Annotated in this window: 15 protein-coding genes; 8 read left to right on the top strand and 7 right to left on the bottom strand. The window is 46.1% G+C overall.

The genetic code is table 11. From position 1 onward, the window contains the following. Positions 1–120: 120 nt before the first annotated feature. The 8 genes from V1L52_RS05605 (at position 121) to V1L52_RS05570 (ending at position 7,624) form a co-directional block, all read left to right on the top strand. Positions 121–1,074 carry a radical SAM protein gene (locus V1L52_RS05605; protein WP_428771457.1) on the top strand — a complete coding sequence of 318 codons (954 nt, stop codon included), beginning with the start codon at positions 121–123 and terminating at the stop codon, positions 1,072–1,074. 50 nt (positions 1,075–1,124) lie between these two features. Then, positions 1,125–1,997 carry a pyridoxamine kinase gene (locus V1L52_RS05600; RefSeq protein WP_428771455.1) on the top strand — a complete coding sequence of 291 codons (873 nt, stop codon included), beginning with the start codon at positions 1,125–1,127 and terminating at the stop codon, positions 1,995–1,997. A gap of 18 nt (positions 1,998–2,015) precedes the next feature. Then, positions 2,016–3,812: a phosphoglucomutase gene (locus tag V1L52_RS05595; RefSeq protein WP_428771453.1), complete on the top strand. Its 1,797-nt coding sequence runs from the start codon at positions 2,016–2,018 to the stop codon at positions 3,810–3,812. A 41-nt stretch (positions 3,813–3,853) separates the two neighbouring features. Then, entirely contained in the window at positions 3,854–4,243 is a 390-nt protein-coding gene (locus V1L52_RS05590; protein WP_428771451.1) for a DUF3276 family protein, read from the top strand. A 185-nt stretch (positions 4,244–4,428) separates the two neighbouring features. Continuing rightward, positions 4,429–4,584: a winged helix-turn-helix transcriptional regulator gene (locus tag V1L52_RS05585; RefSeq protein WP_428771449.1), complete on the top strand. Its 156-nt coding sequence runs from the start codon at positions 4,429–4,431 to the stop codon at positions 4,582–4,584. Positions 4,585–4,594: 10 nt separating this feature from the next. Then, positions 4,595–5,437, top strand: coding sequence for an energy-coupling factor transporter transmembrane component T (locus tag V1L52_RS05580; RefSeq protein WP_428771447.1), 843 nt, complete (start codon positions 4,595–4,597; stop codon positions 5,435–5,437). Beyond that, positions 5,434–7,005, top strand: a complete 1,572-nt coding sequence (locus tag V1L52_RS05575) for an ABC transporter ATP-binding protein (RefSeq protein ID WP_428771445.1) — start codon at positions 5,434–5,436, stop codon at positions 7,003–7,005. The genes V1L52_RS05580 and V1L52_RS05575 overlap by 4 nt, the downstream gene beginning before the upstream one ends. A 13-nt stretch (positions 7,006–7,018) precedes the next feature. Continuing rightward, positions 7,019–7,624: an MptD family putative ECF transporter S component gene (locus V1L52_RS05570; RefSeq protein WP_428771443.1), complete on the top strand. Its 606-nt coding sequence runs from the start codon at positions 7,019–7,021 to the stop codon at positions 7,622–7,624. Between the two features lie 18 nt (positions 7,625–7,642). Here the strand turns inward: V1L52_RS05570 and V1L52_RS05565 are convergent, their stop codons facing one another. The 7 genes from V1L52_RS05565 to V1L52_RS05535 form a co-directional block, all read right to left on the bottom strand. Further along, the gene (locus V1L52_RS05565; protein WP_428771441.1) at positions 7,643–8,392 is read right to left on the bottom strand and encodes an MBL fold metallo-hydrolase; all 750 of its coding nucleotides are present in this window, start codon (positions 8,390–8,392) and stop codon (positions 7,643–7,645) included. Between the two features lie 84 nt (positions 8,393–8,476). Then, positions 8,477–9,472, bottom strand: coding sequence for a phosphate/phosphite/phosphonate ABC transporter substrate-binding protein (gene phnD, locus V1L52_RS05560; RefSeq protein WP_428771439.1), 996 nt, complete (start codon positions 9,470–9,472; stop codon positions 8,477–8,479). A 32-nt stretch (positions 9,473–9,504) separates the two neighbouring features. After that, positions 9,505–10,317: a phosphonate ABC transporter, permease protein PhnE gene (phnE, locus tag V1L52_RS05555; protein ID WP_428771436.1), complete on the bottom strand. Its 813-nt coding sequence runs from the start codon at positions 10,315–10,317 to the stop codon at positions 9,505–9,507. After that, complete coding sequence (phnE, locus tag V1L52_RS05550; protein ID WP_428771434.1) at positions 10,317–11,123, bottom strand: phosphonate ABC transporter, permease protein PhnE; 807 nt, start codon at positions 11,121–11,123, stop codon at positions 10,317–10,319. The genes phnE (V1L52_RS05555) and phnE (V1L52_RS05550) overlap by 1 nt, the downstream gene beginning before the upstream one ends. Continuing rightward, positions 11,120–11,932, bottom strand: coding sequence for a phosphonate ABC transporter ATP-binding protein (gene phnC, locus V1L52_RS05545; protein ID WP_428771432.1), 813 nt, complete (start codon positions 11,930–11,932; stop codon positions 11,120–11,122). The genes phnE (V1L52_RS05550) and phnC overlap by 4 nt, the downstream gene beginning before the upstream one ends. 9 nt (positions 11,933–11,941) lie before the next feature. Beyond that, positions 11,942–13,414 (bottom strand): hypothetical protein, encoded by a 1,473-nt coding sequence (locus V1L52_RS05540; protein WP_428771430.1) that lies wholly within the window; start codon positions 13,412–13,414, stop codon positions 11,942–11,944. Between the two features lie 94 nt (positions 13,415–13,508). Then, complete coding sequence (locus V1L52_RS05535) at positions 13,509–15,689, bottom strand: extracellular solute-binding protein (protein WP_428771428.1); 2,181 nt, start codon at positions 15,687–15,689, stop codon at positions 13,509–13,511. Positions 15,690–15,824 lie beyond the last annotated feature (135 nt).

Below are 15,824 nucleotides of genomic sequence, written 5' to 3'. Positions count from 1 at the left end.
CGGTTTAAAAAACTATAGGTGTTTCGTAACACCTATCCAAGTATAACACAGATTACGGATTTGTCAAGGAAAAATATACTCCCTTTGACTTTTCACGCTTTTTGTGGTACAACGGCATAGATGACGGATGCACAATACATATTCGGCCCCATTCCTTCCAGAAGGCTCGGCCGCTCGCTGGGTGTAAGCCCCGTTCCCGAAAAAACCTGCAATTATACCTGCGTGTACTGCCAGCTCGGGCGCACCGCTCACATGATAAACGAGCGCCGCCTTTTTTATCCGGTCGATGCGATTATCAATGAACTCAAAACCTTTTTGCAATCGGGTATTCCCTTTGATGTTATAACCGTTGTCGGCGAAGGAGAACCCACCCTGTACAGCGCACTCGGAGAACTTATCGGGCACATCAAGCTTTTATCGCAGGCACCGGTCGCCGTCATTACAAACGGGGCACTAATGGGCGATAAGGCGGTGCGCGAAGACCTTTCCCGCGCCGATATAGTGCTTCCCTCCCTCGACGCCTTCGACGAAGAATCGTGGAAAAAAATCAACCGCCCCTATCCCCGCCTCGATTTTAAAGCGGCGCTCGAAGGGCTTATACAATTCGGCAGCGAATATGCCGGAGAAATCTGGCTTGAAATAATGCTTGTAGAAGGCATAAACACATCGGATGCCGCCCTTGCCGCCTTAAAAAAGCTCTGCGGTTCGATACGGCATGACAGGCTCTACATAAATACGGCGGTGCGCCCTCCTGCGGAAAACTGGGCAAAACCGGCTTCAGCCGAAACGGTACAAAGGGCAGCGGCCTTATTAAACGGCATTTCGATAGACAGGCTTTCGGACGGCGGCTTTTACAGCAATATTGAAGATATCTACGAAGCCGTCATCAGCATTATACGGCGGCACCCGATGAACCGCTTTGAAATACAAAGCTTTTACGAATCGCGGCACAAATCGGATGCGGCCTCCGATATCCCCCAAAGAGGTATCGACGGCATTTTTTTGCGCCTCGATACGGATAAGCGGGTTGTCACTTCGGTATACAAGGGCATTGTAACCTACCGCTTACAGTAAGGCAAAAGAGCGGCGTCGTACTAAAGAGCCTGTAATAAGGAGTATAAAACATGCAGCCTACGGTAAAAAGAACGGCGGCTATTCACGATTTATCGGGATTCGGCCGCTCATCGCTTACGGTTATCATTCCCACCCTTTCGGTTATGGGCATTCAAGTATGTCCCGTTCCCACCGCAGTACTGTCCACCCATTCGGGAGGCTTTACCGATTATCTTTTTCACGATTTAACCGACATTATGCGCGATTACACCGCCCATTGGAAAAAAACGGGTTTAAGCTTTGACTGCATTTATTCGGGTTTTCTCGGTTCTCCGCGCCAAGCCGCCATCGTATCCGACATCATCGACGACTTTAAAACAAAAGACAGCCTCACCGTCGTAGACCCCGTTATGGGCGATAACGGCAGTCTGTATAATTCCGTGTCGAAAGATATGATACCCGAAATGCGAAAACTTATCGCAAAGGCCGACATAATCGTACCGAACTGTACCGAAGCCGCCCTGCTTTTGGGTAAAGAACAAGCCGATTTTTTGGACAAAGCCGAAATAAAACAGTGGCTTCAGGAACTGTCGGATATGGGGCCGGAAACCGTCGTTATTACAAGCGTTCCCGACGGAAAAAATGCAGGACAGATTAACACGGTCGCATACGAAAAAAAAAGCGGCTCGTTTTGGAAGGTGTCGGCGCAGCGGCTTCCGGGAATGTATCCGGGAACGGGAGACACCTTCGCCTCGGTTATGATAGGAAGCCTCCTTCACGGAGAAAGCCTTCCCGTTTCAATCGACAAAGCGGTACAGTTTATATCCCAATGCATACAAACAAGCCGAGGCTATACCTACCCGCGAAAATACGGTACACTGTTGGAGCAAAAACTGCACCTACTTTTGGAGCCCTGGCTTATCGCCGGCTTTGAAGATTTATAAATAAATACGGAGAACATAATGAAAAGCGCCTTTGATACAGCTTATAAATCGATGATTTTGTCGGCATCAGGCTGGCGTATGGTATTCGCTTCTTCGGGAAATGAAGAAGACGCAAGTCCCGAATTAACCGAAGAAAAGGGGGCAATCGCCGTTTTGGCAGCGCACGCCTTTGCAAAATATATAACCGATAAAAAAGGAAAAAACCGTACCGTTGTCGTCGGTACCGACACCAGACCCACGGGCAAAGCTATAGCCGACCGCATGATACGGGGCCTTGCAGCCTCGGGCGTACAAGTGCGTTTTATCGGCGTGAGTGCGGCTCCGGAAATTATGAGTTATGCAAAAACGGCCGACGGCTTTGCATACATTTCGGCAAGCCATAACCCGATCGGCCACAACGGTATAAAATTCGGCCTTGCCGACGGCGGTGTTATTCCCGCCGAAGAAGCCTCGCAAGTAATTCAATTTTTTAGAACCCTCTGCGAATCGGACAATCCCGAAGCGGAAGCCGAACGGATTTTTGCCCTCTGCCCCGCCGAAGCGGCCGATAAAATATACGCCGAAAGCCCCGCATACAAAAAAGAGGCGCTCGGCTATTACCGTAATTTTACGCGCCTTGTCGTAAGCGCTCAAAGCGAAAAAACACAACAGGACGCTTTTTTTACCGAAATAAAAACCGCCCTGCAAAAATCCCCCCTTTCGGCCGTCTGCGATATGAACGGAAGCGCACGCTGTCTTTCCATCGATAAGGATTTTTTAAGCGAAAACGGAGTCGGTTTTTATGCAATCAACGATACGGCCGGCAGCATAGCGCACGCAATCATTCCCGAACCGGAAAACCTTGTGCATTGTGCGCGCGAAATGGAGCGCTTACAGCGGGCGGGAACGTCAAGCGCTCTTTTGGGCTATATGCCCGACTGCGACGGCGACCGCGGCAATATAGTGTATTGGAATGAAAAAACACAAAGCTGCGAAGTTCTTGCCGCTCAGGAAGTTTTTGCCCTTTCGGTGCTTTCCGAATTGGCATTCCGCTGCCGCCAAAACGGGGCGGAAAAAACGGCCGTATCGGTAAACGGCGCAACCTCAATGCGCATAGACGAAATTGCGCGCGCTTTCGGGGCCGAAGTACACCGCGCGGAAGTCGGCGAAGCCAATATCGTAAACCTTGCCCGCTCGCTTCGCAAAAGCGGATACGCCGTTCCCATTTTAGGCGAAGGTTCAAACGGCGGCAACATCACCCACCCTGCCGCAGTGCGCGACCCCATGAACACCCTCTTTGCCCTTATAAAACTGCTTACGATTAAAGACAGCGAAGGGCACAAGGGCTTGTTTCATCTGTGGTGTTCGCTTTCGGGCCGGGAACACTTATACAAAGAAAACTTCAGCTTTGCCGACATTATTGCAAGTCTTCCCGCCTATACGACAACGGGCGTGTCCGACCAGCGGGCGCTTATGAAGATACGGGACAAAAACCATGCCGAATTAAAACGGCGATTTCAGCGTATATTTACCGAAGAATGGCCGCAAAAAAAAGAAAGCTTGCGCGCATACGGTATAGAATCGTGGGAAGCTGCGGCAACGGTCGGCACAAAAGAAATAGTGAATCCCGAAGATTTCGGCGTATCCGGTACGGGCGGTTTAAAAATCATCTTTAAAGACGGACAAAACAAAAAAACCGCCTTTATGTGGATGCGCGGCAGCGCTACCGAACCGGTATTCCGCATTCTCTGCGATGTACGCGGCACAAACAAAAAAGCGGAAGCCGAACTTATCGACTGGGAACGCTCTATGCTTGCAAAAGCCGACACTCTATGATACACTTTTTACATATTTTGAAATAAAAAAGGCGGTTTTATATGGGCGCACGGGGTGAATTGTTTACCACGCAAATTGTACTGGAAAACAGATCTTATTTTTTTAACGTAAAGGAAAACCGCACCGGCGATGTGTTTTTACAGATTGTCGAAAGCAAAAATAAAAACGGTGAAGCGTTCGACCGCCATCAAATAGCGGTGTTTGCAGAAGACATGCAAAAATATCTTCAGGGCTTTGAAAGCGCCCTTTCCTTTATTCAAAAACACGAAAAAGAAAAACAAAAGCTCGACGCCCAAAAAAAGCAGGCTAAAAAAGCCGTATACCGCAGCAAGGCAAAAGAGGCGGACAGCTTAAAAGAAACCCCTGCACAAAGCGGCGCACCCGAAGTAAAACGCACCGGCAGGATTCACATCGTTTCCAAACGAAAATGAGCCGGAAACCTCCTTTTACCATTACCTCTTATTAAAAGCTGCGTTTTTCATTACGAGTTTGAGTTTATTCATTCCTTTTGAAGGCGGAAACGGCACGGAAAAAAACGGTTCGGGTATTTTTATAGATTTTATGCTCAAAATAACCGCAAAAACAATAAAAAACAGCCGGATAAAAGATACTGTAAATGTTAATACAACATCTGAGAGAAAATCCGGAAATACCGTATGAACAGCTTGCGGCAAAGATGGGAAAATCGAGGGTAACCGTCAGCCGAAAAATTTCCGAGCTGAAAAAAGCGGGAAAAATCAAATATATTGACACGCTTCTTTTCCAACGTTAATATGTTAGTTATGACTAAAAAAGAAGGCGCCGCTTCGGATTCCGGCTGTGAAGATTTGACGGGCTTAACCGCAGATCGGCTTAAAATAAAAATTGCAGACTATACTTCCCAAAAACGCAGCGTATTGGACCCGCGGACACTTGTGGGTTTGAATGTGGTATTCTCAATGGTTATGCTTATATCGCCTTCCGTTACGGCGAATGTGCTTGTATTTTGCATTTCGTCCGTGATTATGATTCTTTTTAAAATGCGGCGCAGACTGTGGAAATATACCCTTGTGTTTGCGGCAGCCGTTTTAATCCCCTTTTTTTTAAAATCGTACGGTGCTTTTTTAAGTCCGGCGATCAAAAACGCTCTGTTTATTATTTCCATGGGAGTTCATAAGTTTGTTCCGTTTATGATGGTTGCCGTCGTTATTTTTAACAAAGTGGATACAAAAAATCTGGTCAGCGCCCTAAACAAAATGCATCTTCCCAAAGGTTTTATGCTCGGCTTTGCCGTTGCAATACGCTTTTTACCTACGATAAAAAAAGAAACGGCGATTATTTCAACCGGAATGAAAATGCGCGGTATAGGCTTGGGTGTAAAAAGCGTATTTTTGCATCCGATGCAAAGCCTCGAATACGCCCTTGTTCCCGTTTTGTTCCGTGCCGTTTCGCTCGCAGAAGATATGAGTGCGGCAGCTTTGGTAAAAGGAGCCGAAGCGGCTCAAGCGCCTACCGAGCTTTTTGCCGTAAAGTTCGGTAAACTCGACGCTGCGTTCGCCCTCGGCTCTCTGGGCCTTGTAACTGTGGCAGTTCTTTTTAACTTGGACCTTGTTATTTCGAATCTTTTACGGAGTTTTGCCGCATGAAAAAAGCCGCAGAATTGCAAAACGTTTGTTTTTCGTATGAAAAAACCGAAGCCCTTGAGGGCACAACCGACACGGCCCGTTTAAAAAACGCTTCCCTCAGCATTTGCGAAGGCGAGTTTTTATTGATTACGGGAATAAGCGGAAGCGGAAAATCAACCCTTACAAAATGCATAAACGGTCTTATTCCCCGTTTTTTTGAAGGAAGGTTTTCCGGCGGCGTATACATTCACGGACAAAACATAGACGATTGGACAATCGATAAAATCTCGCACAAAGCGGGATCCGTATTCCAATCGCCGAAAAGCCAATTTTTTACCGACGACGTTATTTCGGAACTGGCCTTTGCCTGCGAAAATTACGGCACAGCTCGCAGCGAAATCATCGACAGAATAAGCGAAGTGTGTACCCTGCTTCAAGTACAAAATCTGTTATTTAAAAGACTTGAACACTTATCGAACGGCGAAAAACAAAAAATTGCAATCGCTTCGGCCCTTACCCTGCAGGCGAACATCATTGTTTTGGACGAACCTTCTTCCAATCTCGATTTTCACTCTATACGCATTTTGTCCGAAGTGCTCGCCCTTTTAAAACAAAAAGGATTTACAATCATCATAGCCGAACACCGCCTGTACTATCTGAAAGATTTGTTCGACAGGGTGATATATATAAAAGACGGAAAAATCGACGCCGAATACGGTGCACAGGAATTTAATGCGCTGAAAAACGCTGAATTAAACGCCCGCGGTTTGCGCAGTGTACATCTTTTTAAAGACGGAACTCTTCCGTTACAGCCGCTTTTCTCCGCCCGCAAAACCTGCGAACGGACAGCCGAAGCGGCCGCCGCTACGAACGACCTTGCGCAAAAGGGCGCGGAACAAAACGGCGATGAAGTGTGCCGTCTTTCGGATATTTCGTTTTCATTTAACGACGGAACTGAAATTCTTAACGGCATCGATTTAAGTTTACGCAAAAATGAAATTACCGCCTTGACGGGAAAAAACGGGGCGGGGAAAACAACCCTTGCAAAGATTATTTCGGGCATTTACGTTCCCGATTCGGGAACAATCCGGTTAAACGGAAAAATCGTTTCGGAAAAAGAGCGCATTGAACAAACCAATTTTGTTATGCAGGATGTCGAATACCAGCTTTTCGGCTCGGATGTATTTTCCGAATTGTTGATAGGCAGCGGCGGCATTCCGGACATAAAAGAAAAAGTTACGGATGCTCTAAAAAAGCTCGATTTATACAACTGTAAAGACGCCCATCCTTTTTCGCTTTCAATGGGACAAAAACAGCGCCTCATTATCGCCGCAACCTATGTACGCGGCTGCCCGGTTACCATCCTCGACGAGCCTACAAGCGGCCTCGATTACGGCAATATGCAAAAAGTGGGCTCTCTTTTACGCGAAATCGCTCGTACATCGGCGGTACTCGTCATTACCCACGATTTTGAATTCATTTCAACCGTATGTAACCGAATCGTTTTATTGGAAAATACACGCATTACACGGGATTCAATGCTCGATGCCGACGACGGCACGCTTGAACATAGTTTTTCAACTTTATAAAAAGGAGTTTTTTATGCAAAAGGCAAACAGGTTTAAAACAAAGGATTTTGTTTTAATAGGCATTATAGCCGTCATCTACATTGCCGTTTTTTTTATCATCGGTTTTACGACGGCGGCAATAAATCCGGTGTTACACGCTTTTTCTCCGGCCATTGCAGGTTTAATTGTCGGTACGGTGTATTTATTTTTGGCAATTAAAGTCCCCAAATTCGGTGTCTTTACTATTTGCCAAAGTATATTGATTCTCATAGTCGCAATTTTGGGCATGGGTTATCTTCCCTGGCTCATCGGTATGTTTATCGGAGCGGCACTCGGCGATATTGTCGCCTTCACGGGAAAGTATAAAAATAAATACACAATAGCCGCCGCAAGCGGTTTTATGTGTACCGGAAGCGCATCCGGCGGGGTTATTCCCATCCTGTTTTTTGTAGACCACTATAGGCACTTTTGCATCGACAAAATGGGTATGAGCGCCGAACAGGCCGAAGCGTCGATTGCGGCAAGTGCAGGCCGTATAGGCGTTATCATTCTTATTTCGACCTTTGTCTTCGGTTTTGCCGGTGTTCTTATCGGTTCGAAGATTTTAGGCAAGCATTTTAAAAATTCGGGAATACGATAAATTAGGATAGATCGGCACTTACAGAGTATACGTTTTGCCGGCTTCCGGAAGCTCTGCAGAGGAAAAGCCCAGACGCGCTTCGGCCAGGATAGCCGCACGTTTTTTAAGATCCCCGGGCACATGGATAAGCATTAACCGTTTTGCCCGAAGTTCCGATGCAACCTCTGCGGCATCTTGCGCACTGGAATGTCCGGCTTCAGCCAATCCCGGCTGCTCGCAGGCCAGACCGTTGCTTTCGTGAATCAGCAAATCCGAATCGGCCGCACACAAAGGATAGGGTTTTTGTGCGGCGTTGTCCGGAAAATAAGAACAGCGCCGTCCTCCCGCTTCAAAAACAAAGCCGTTTGTAGGTACAAGGGGACGGTGGGACAGGGGAAAGGATAGAATTTTTATATTCCCGATATTTTCACACAGGCCCCAGCGGATAGGCATCATATCTTTTTTGGTATGAAGCAAAAATAAAGCGCATAATTCCTGCGCTTTTTGTATTGTATGCGGATTTGCCAAAATAAAAAGAGGCTTTGTCCGCTTACGAAGCCATAAATTGTGTAGTAAGGAAGGCAGTGCATATATATGATCCACATGTGCATGCGTTAAAATAACGGCATCAAGCATATTCGGATCCGTGTTATGGCGCAGCAGTTCGGTACAGGGACTGCCCGATACATCTACAAGAACGGAAGTTGAAGCGGTTTGAATGAGCAAACTGGAATTGCCTGAATCGGCTGACTGAATGCCTTCGGAGAGGCCCAAAACGGTTACCTGCATTATTTCCTTTTTACACTGATTCAAAACCCCGGGCCGGCCGAAAACGTATGTGTTTTTGAAACAGTCCGGGATTTTTTTTATTTTTTATTCACCGAGAAGTTCGGCAACTTTTTTACTGCCCGCACGGATTTCACGCAAAAGCGCATAATCTTTTGCATAATCCACCGGAATAAACCTGTCGTTTTCAGGCCAGGTATCTTTAAGCTTCGAGCCGCTCCAATCGTAGGTAAGAAAGGCGTCTTTGATTTTTGCCTGCAATTCGGGCTTGATTCTATGGTTTACACCCCAAGCGGTAGGCGGGAAGATATCCGACTCAAAAACAAAGGTACACCATTCTTGGGCTGCGGGTACACGGCCTCCTGCAATCATACGCTGCATAACCGTATCGGCGATTGCCGCGGCATCATAGTCGTTGTTATAAACACCGGTAATGGAGTTATCGTGTTTTCCCGAAAAAGAAACCTTATAATCTTTGTTCGGTAAAATATTAAACTTTTGATATAAAATGGCGCGCGGTGCACTGTAACCGGAGTTTGAACTTTCGGATACAAAGGCAACGTTTTTACCCTTTAAATCATCAATTGTTTTAATACCGGAAGACTTGTTGGCAATAATGGCCATACGATAGCCGACAAAACCTTTTTCGGTTCCCATAACCGCAAAGGGTACAAAGCCGCCCGTATTTACGGCATCCTGTACGGTACCTGCGGCAAAGCCGGATACGTGCAAACGGCCGGCACGCATAGCTTCGATTTGCGTTGCGTAGTTTGTAACGGCGAACCACTTTACTTTTTTGCCCGTCTTTTTTTCCAGATATTTTTGGAAGTTTACAAACACTTCCTCATATACGGCCGGGTCTTCCACCGGAGCATAGGCAAAAATAAGCGTGTCCGGATCCAGCAGCTGAGAAGCATCTTCAGGCACATCCGCAATCATATCGCCGTTTTTGTCGACATAGACCGGATCAAGTTCTCCGTACTGCTTCTTTTCCGTTGCCGAGCCCTGTTCTTTGGAGCCGAGTGCAAACACAAAGGATGCACACATCAGCGCGGCAATCAAAATCGTTAATAATTTTTTCATTTTACCCTCCTTGTACCGTCGAATTGATTTTACTACGAAATGGATTTTCTTACCTTTGCGGAAATCCACTCGGCGAATACGACCGTACAAAAAATTACAATTAATATCGTCAAAACCTGATTCCAGGCAAGCTTATTAATAGCCGAATTGAGCAGTAAACCGATACCGCCTCCGCCGACTATACCGATAACGGTTGATTCCCTGATGTTATTTTCCCAGCGGTAGACCGCGGTTCCGACAAAGGTCGGCATAACCTGGGGTAAAAAACCGTAGACAAAGACCTGCATCCTCGTCGCGCCGGTAGCGGTAATCGCTTCAATGGGTTCACGGTTGATTTCTTCTATCGCTTCATATAAAAGCTTGGAAACCATTCCCAAAGAACGTACGGCAATGGCAATAATACTTGCAAGTAAGCCCGGTCCTACGATTTGAACGATTATAAGAGCCCAGATCATACTGTTAACGGAACGGGAAGCGACAATAAATACCAACACTATCATACGCACAGCCGCGTTCGGAGTGGTATTTTTTGCGGCAAGAAAAGCGAGGAAAAAAGAAATAATAACGGCAATCCCCGTTCCGAACACCGAAATGGTAATCGTATCCCATAAAGCGGGCATAACCTTTCCGAAATAGCGGACATCGGGCGGAAACATACGCGAAACAAAGTCTTTAATTTGTACCGACGCATCCCCTACAAATTCCCATGTTGTTCTGTCGCTTACATATTTTGCCGAGATGAGCAATACGATAATGCCGAACAGCCAGGACGCATAGGAAGACAGGGATTCACTCGGCGATCTTTTTTTCCAAAGCAATTGATTTTCTTTTTTTATAAGAGGCATTATGCAATCCTCCTGCGGATGGAGCTTGAAATATACTCGGTAATAAGAACCAGCACAATGATAACAAGCAGTATGGCACCGGCGGTATTGTAATCGTATTTTCCCATAGCGGTATCAAGAACCGCACCGATTCCTCCTGCACCGACAATACCGATAATCGTAGACTGTCTGAAACTTATGTCGGCGCGGTAAATCGAAAGGCCTATAAAGCGTGTGGAAATTTGCGGCCACACGCCGTATATAACGGTTTGAAACCAGTTTGCCCCCGTTGCCCGTACCGCTTCAAGCTGTTCTTCGTTGATATTCTCTATATCTTCGGCCAAGAGTTTTCCTATAAAGCCTATACTGTTGAGCATAAGGGTTGCAACCCCGGCTAAGGGACCGTACCCGAACATTACAACGAATAAAATGCTCATAACCACAACATGCAAACTGCGGATAAGCATTAAAATAAGGCGGAACACCGCATATACCCATTTAGGTACCAAATTACGCGATGCACACAGGGCAAAGGGTATGGCTAAAAACATACTGGTAAGAGATGCGGCAAGGGTCATTGCAAGACTTTCCAGGGTTCCCTGTACAATATATTTATAGCGGGACACAAAGTCCGGATGGAAAAAACCGGAAAAAAGTTTACCTATTCTGCTTGCTCCCATGGCAATACGGTTCGGATCAACCTTTATCGCCGAGCCGGAAATAATAAGATAGGCTATCACCGCTATAAAAAGTCCCCAGCGTAAAAAGGGATTTTTTATCAGCGGCTTTTTTTTCCACGTTCTTAAAGTTGAAGCGGCGCCGGTCATGCGTTTCCTCCGAGCGAAAAAATGGATTCGTCGGTATCGTCTTCATCCGTATCCTTCTTTTTAATATTCCAATCTTCGGCGCCGTAAATCGTATTCAATACCTCCGTGTTCATATTTTCACTTGAACCGTCATATACGATTTTTCCGGCCTGTAAACCGACAATACGCTGACAAAACTGTTTTGCAAGAATAACATCGTGAATATTGATTATACAGGACAATTTATTTTCCTGAACAAGTTCGATAATAAGGCGCATAACCTGCCGTGAGGTTTTCGGATCGAGACTGGCGGTAGGCTCGTCGACAAGCAGCAAGTCCGGCTGCTGAATCAACGCGCGTGCTATACCGACTCTCTGGCGCTGACCTCCGGAAAGCTGATCGGCACGACTATCCACGTAATCGGCAAGACCTACACGTTCCAACAGCGTATAGGCTTTTTCAACAGTTGCGGCAGGAAAACGCCGCGTAACGCTTGCCCAAAATCCTACATAACCGAGCTGACCTGAAAGAACGTTTTCCATAACGGTTAAACGGTCGACAAGGGCGTACTCCTGAAAAATCATTCCGATTTTACGCCGTGCCAATCTGAGGTCTTTGTGATTCAAAGCACACATATCTTTTCCGTTAACGAGGATGGTGCCGCCGGTAGGATCGATAAGCCGGTTTATACATCTTATAAGCGTACTTTTTCCGGCACCCGAAGGACCTATCAGAGCGACTACTTCATCGTCTTTTATCGTAAGAGATACATCCGAAAGCGCTTCCTGTCCCGACGGATACCGCTTTACCAAGTTTTTAATTTCTACCATATCCAATCCTTATTTCGCTCTTTTTAGAGCGATTTTTTCAATATTTTCCGCGGCGAAATCAAGTTCACCCTTATCCGAAGAAGAAACCATCCAGCGCGCAAGGCCCTGTTCGCTTTCGCTTGAACGCTGTGCTATACGGCACCAATTACCCCCGTCCCATTTTTTTTCAAGCAAAACGGCTCCCAGCGGCTCGCCCGTAAACAGCGTTTTTACCGCTTCATAACCGCGATCGCAAAAAAAACTTTCGCTTTCCTCAAGCGTCAAACTGCGCTCGGCATCGCAAGCATAAGAATGTGACCATTCGCGTTTGCGGTAAGTATTGCGCTGTAATTCCAAAAGCTTTAAAAATCCGTCTTTATTTTTTTTCCACTCGCTTAAAAACAGCAAACATATAAAAAGCGTACTTTCGACGGGGCGCGGCATCTTTTGCGGAGAAAGCGAAGAAGTAATATAATAGTGAGCCGATTCTTCAACGGCCGCCTGCACACCGGCGCGCAAAAACAAATCTTTTATTTTTGAATGTCCGTTAGGAATAAGGACGGGTTCAAATCCCGCTTTTTTAAGCTCCCATGCAATGTAGGGAGAGGCTTTTGAATCTATACCTATGCGTGCATTTTCGCCGCTCAAACCCAAAGCTCCCGCAATAAAGAGCATAATTAGGGAAGGAGAAATCTCTTCGGCACGGTCCGTACATATATCTATACGGTCGCCGTCGCCGTCGAAAAACAGACCGAAATCAAAGGCACCGGAGCGCCGCGACATAAAATCGAGTGTTTTTTGAATATTCGCCTTTATAACGGGATTGGGGGAACCGGCAGGAAAATCACCGTCCGGAACGATATTGCGGACAGTCAATTCAACTCCGGCTTTTTTAAGAGCGCACGCAATTTCGCTTCCGGCACTTCCGCATAAAAAATCCGCACATACGCGTATACCGCTTAAAGAACCCTCACCTATTCCGGCCCGTGTCATACATGAATCTATATATAACTCCGCATCGTTAAAAACACAAACGCTGCCGCCGGCGCATTCTTCGCTGAGATTGTCATCTTGTAAAAAAGCTTTTTTTATCGCGCTTAAGCCGCCTTCCGGGCCTATATCGGCTGCAATAGGTAAACACATCGGGCCGACTATTTTCAAGCCGGCATAATGCGCCGGATTATGAGAGGCGGTAAACATAATACCGCAGGAATCGGGACGCTTCATACAGCTGAAATAAAACTGGCAGGTTGAAACCGGCAATACGTTTACATCGACTTGAAAACCGGCTTTACAAAAAAAATCAAGGGCAGCTTCCAACAAGCGCGCACCGCTTTTTCTCGTATCGCGGCAAAGCACTATTTTTGAACTGTGCAATACGTTTTTAAAATACCGTGCCTGCGCCTTATATAAACGCAGGGCAAAATATTCAGTTAAATCATCGGCATCAATGCGTATATCGTAAGCATGAAAAGCCTTAGCGGCAAATTCATCAGGGGTCATAATTTTCTCCCGAAAAAAGGTTTATCAATCGATTTTGCAACCTCTTTATATTCCGCAGGTATTATTGCACATAAATTGAAACGTGTCAATTTATTTAAATCGAATAAGTAAATTCATCCGCATGTATGCGGTAAAAATCCGCACAGTCGCCGAGAGCTGTTTCCGCAGAACAGTTGTCGTACCAGCATCGGCATACCGTCTTACCGAGCATGCTTACAAAACGATAATCATCAAAGGGGGCGCCGCTGTCCGGACTTCTTTTACAGCGGGTACGGGCAAAACCGTTTCTCAGCATTTCGGTCCACGGATACATATCGATTACTTCGTAATTCATAGCGGTTTCTTCGGTTACCAGATTACCGCCGAGAAGGGCAAGACAGGCGGCAGCGGGTTCACGCACAAGCCACATAATAAACTGCAAAGCTTCTTCAGGATGCGGACAGCTTTCGCAAATACCCAAGGAACCGCCTCCTAAAAGCGGATTTCCTCCGGGAATCACTGCAAAACCGATTTTGTGCGTTACCGGAGAAAAGTTTCGAAAAAAACCGGTAGCAAAGTTTGAAAACAGAATAGTCATTGCGGCCCGTCCTTCGGCAAAGGAAGAGGCGGCCTCGGTCCACCAGGTAAAAGGAGGCGGAGCGCAGTTTTTTAAGGAAAGAATATCGCTCACAGCCGAGCGGGCCGCATCGCTGTCCAAAAGCGGGCGTCCGGAGCGAAAAAGACTTCGGCTGTAACTGAAATAGCGTGTCATAAACTCGGTACCCGCCAATACCGACGAGGAACCGAATGAAACGGTTGTACCGTAAGGAGTAGGAGACGAAGCGTTTTGCGACGCCGTAAAAAAAGACGCAATCCTGTTATACTGTTCAAAGCTTTGGGGACATCCGAGATCCTCTCCGTATTGCTCACGGTAGAGTCTTTTAAGCATCGTATCCTCAAATAAATCTTTTCTGTAAAATAAAAGCTGAAGACTCGGAGATATGGGAACCGCATAGCGTTTTCCAGCAACCGTTGAAAACGGCTTTTCCACTCCGCGTATCAACGAATTGAATAAGGGAGACACATCGTAGTCGATACTTTCAAGATTACGCAAAACGCGCGGAGCATTCCATGAAAATATATCCGCTCCGATACGGATAATGTCATATGCGGCGGCTTCTTTTTTCGAGCCTATAATCGCATTGATATACTCATAGTTTTCAATGTCTATTTCCATGCGGATACCGCTCATGGACGCATACCTATGGGCAAGATACTCAACGGCATAAGCGGCCGGACTTTCTAAAAGCAAGAGTTTGAATTTTTCGGGCTTTTTTGCGGCCGGAATAAACTCAAAATCCCAATTTCTAAAACCGTCATTTTTCAGTATAAGACGGCCGATACGTTTTTTTTCAATGCCGTCAATCAATTGCTCGGCGGCTTTTTTCCCCAGATAATGATAATTTAACTCATATTTCAAAAAATCGCTTTCAGGAAGCGTAAATAAAGGCGACACCGTAATTATCGAACAAGGCAGGGACGGAAAAAAATTTTTATAAATGTTTTTACACAGCTGAGCAAGGCCCATATCGGAACAGACAAAAACATCGGGAGCCCCGTTTTTAAACGCATCGAAGATTTGAAGCGATTGAGAGTAATAGTCGGTAATAATCCGGTTAATATCGGCACCCTTACCCGCTTCTTTTAAAAAGGCGGCATAAAAAGCGTCATTTTGAAATTCCGATTTTCCGGTAACAACCGTAATTTTCTTTGCGCCGATTTTTTTTGTATAGGCGGCCATATCGGTACCTGCACACTCATAGTTAAATCCTATAAAATTTTTTTCATTCGTACGTTCCACAAATAAAATTTCATAAGGCAAAAATCCCTGCCCGTCATATTCGCAGCGGGCGTTTGTTCCGAGTGCCGTAAAGACTGCCATACCTGCCGTCATTGCCGACTTACACTGACCGATAAGCGTACATTCTCTTTCAGGATTGTTTTGCGAAAAAAAAGGGGTAACCTCAAAACCTCTGTTAGTTGCATACACGGTAAACGAATGCAAAAAATCAATATAATGGCGGTCGCTGAAATTCGGCAAAATAACCGAAAGAATCCTGCTTTGTCCCTTGCGCAGTAATTTGGCTTTTTCGTTCGCGGTATATCCGAGCTTTTTGGCCGCTTCCCGTACAAGCAGGATTTTGGCACTGCTTACATTGCCTTTTCCGTTCAGTACGTTTGAAACCGTACCCTGAGAAACTCCCGCACAACGGGCTATATCCTTGATTGTTGCCATAAGCGCAGTATAACATAAGATACCCGTCAACGGCAACTTCGGATAAAAAGCTTCGATTGCAGCCTTGCATAAATCGCGCCGGAGCATTATTATATATAGGCAAACATTGATCGGCATATATGCTTCATTAATCCG

Source organism: Treponema sp. HNW, assembly GCF_050320395.1.
Taxonomy (GTDB): Bacteria; Spirochaetota; Spirochaetia; order Treponematales; family Treponemataceae; genus Treponema_C.
Note: the sequence above shows the minus strand (reverse complement) of the source record. Positions and strands in the feature narration are given on the sequence as shown.

Excerpts from the sequence above, each read along its gene's own strand:
- V1L52_RS05540 (WP_428771430.1), bottom strand. The coding sequence starts at position 13,414 with ATGACCCCTGATGAATTTGCCGCTAAGGCTTTTCATGCTTACGATATA.
- V1L52_RS05570 (WP_428771443.1), top strand. The coding sequence starts at position 7,019 with ATGCAAAAGGCAAACAGGTTTAAAACAAAGGATTTTGTTTTAATAGGC.
- phnC (WP_428771432.1), bottom strand. The coding sequence starts at position 11,932 with ATGGTAGAAATTAAAAACTTGGTAAAGCGGTATCCGTCGGGACAGGAA.
- phnE (WP_428771434.1), bottom strand. The coding sequence starts at position 11,123 with ATGACCGGCGCCGCTTCAACTTTAAGAACGTGGAAAAAAAAGCCGCTG.
- phnE (WP_428771436.1), bottom strand. The coding sequence starts at position 10,317 with ATGCCTCTTATAAAAAAAGAAAATCAATTGCTTTGGAAAAAAAGATCG.
- V1L52_RS05535 (WP_428771428.1), bottom strand. The coding sequence starts at position 15,689 with ATGGCAACAATCAAGGATATAGCCCGTTGTGCGGGAGTTTCTCAGGGT.
- V1L52_RS05590 (WP_428771451.1), top strand. The coding sequence starts at position 3,854 with ATGGGCGCACGGGGTGAATTGTTTACCACGCAAATTGTACTGGAAAAC.
- V1L52_RS05565 (WP_428771441.1), bottom strand. The coding sequence starts at position 8,392 with ATGCAGGTAACCGTTTTGGGCCTCTCCGAAGGCATTCAGTCAGCCGAT.
- V1L52_RS05595 (WP_428771453.1), top strand. The coding sequence starts at position 2,016 with ATGAAAAGCGCCTTTGATACAGCTTATAAATCGATGATTTTGTCGGCA.
- V1L52_RS05580 (WP_428771447.1), top strand. The coding sequence starts at position 4,595 with ATGACTAAAAAAGAAGGCGCCGCTTCGGATTCCGGCTGTGAAGATTTG.
- phnD (WP_428771439.1), bottom strand. The coding sequence starts at position 9,472 with ATGAAAAAATTATTAACGATTTTGATTGCCGCGCTGATGTGTGCATCC.
- V1L52_RS05585 (WP_428771449.1), top strand. The coding sequence starts at position 4,429 with ATGTTAATACAACATCTGAGAGAAAATCCGGAAATACCGTATGAACAG.
- V1L52_RS05575 (WP_428771445.1), top strand. The coding sequence starts at position 5,434 with ATGAAAAAAGCCGCAGAATTGCAAAACGTTTGTTTTTCGTATGAAAAA.
- V1L52_RS05600 (WP_428771455.1), top strand. The coding sequence starts at position 1,125 with ATGCAGCCTACGGTAAAAAGAACGGCGGCTATTCACGATTTATCGGGA.
- V1L52_RS05605 (WP_428771457.1), top strand. The coding sequence starts at position 121 with ATGACGGATGCACAATACATATTCGGCCCCATTCCTTCCAGAAGGCTC.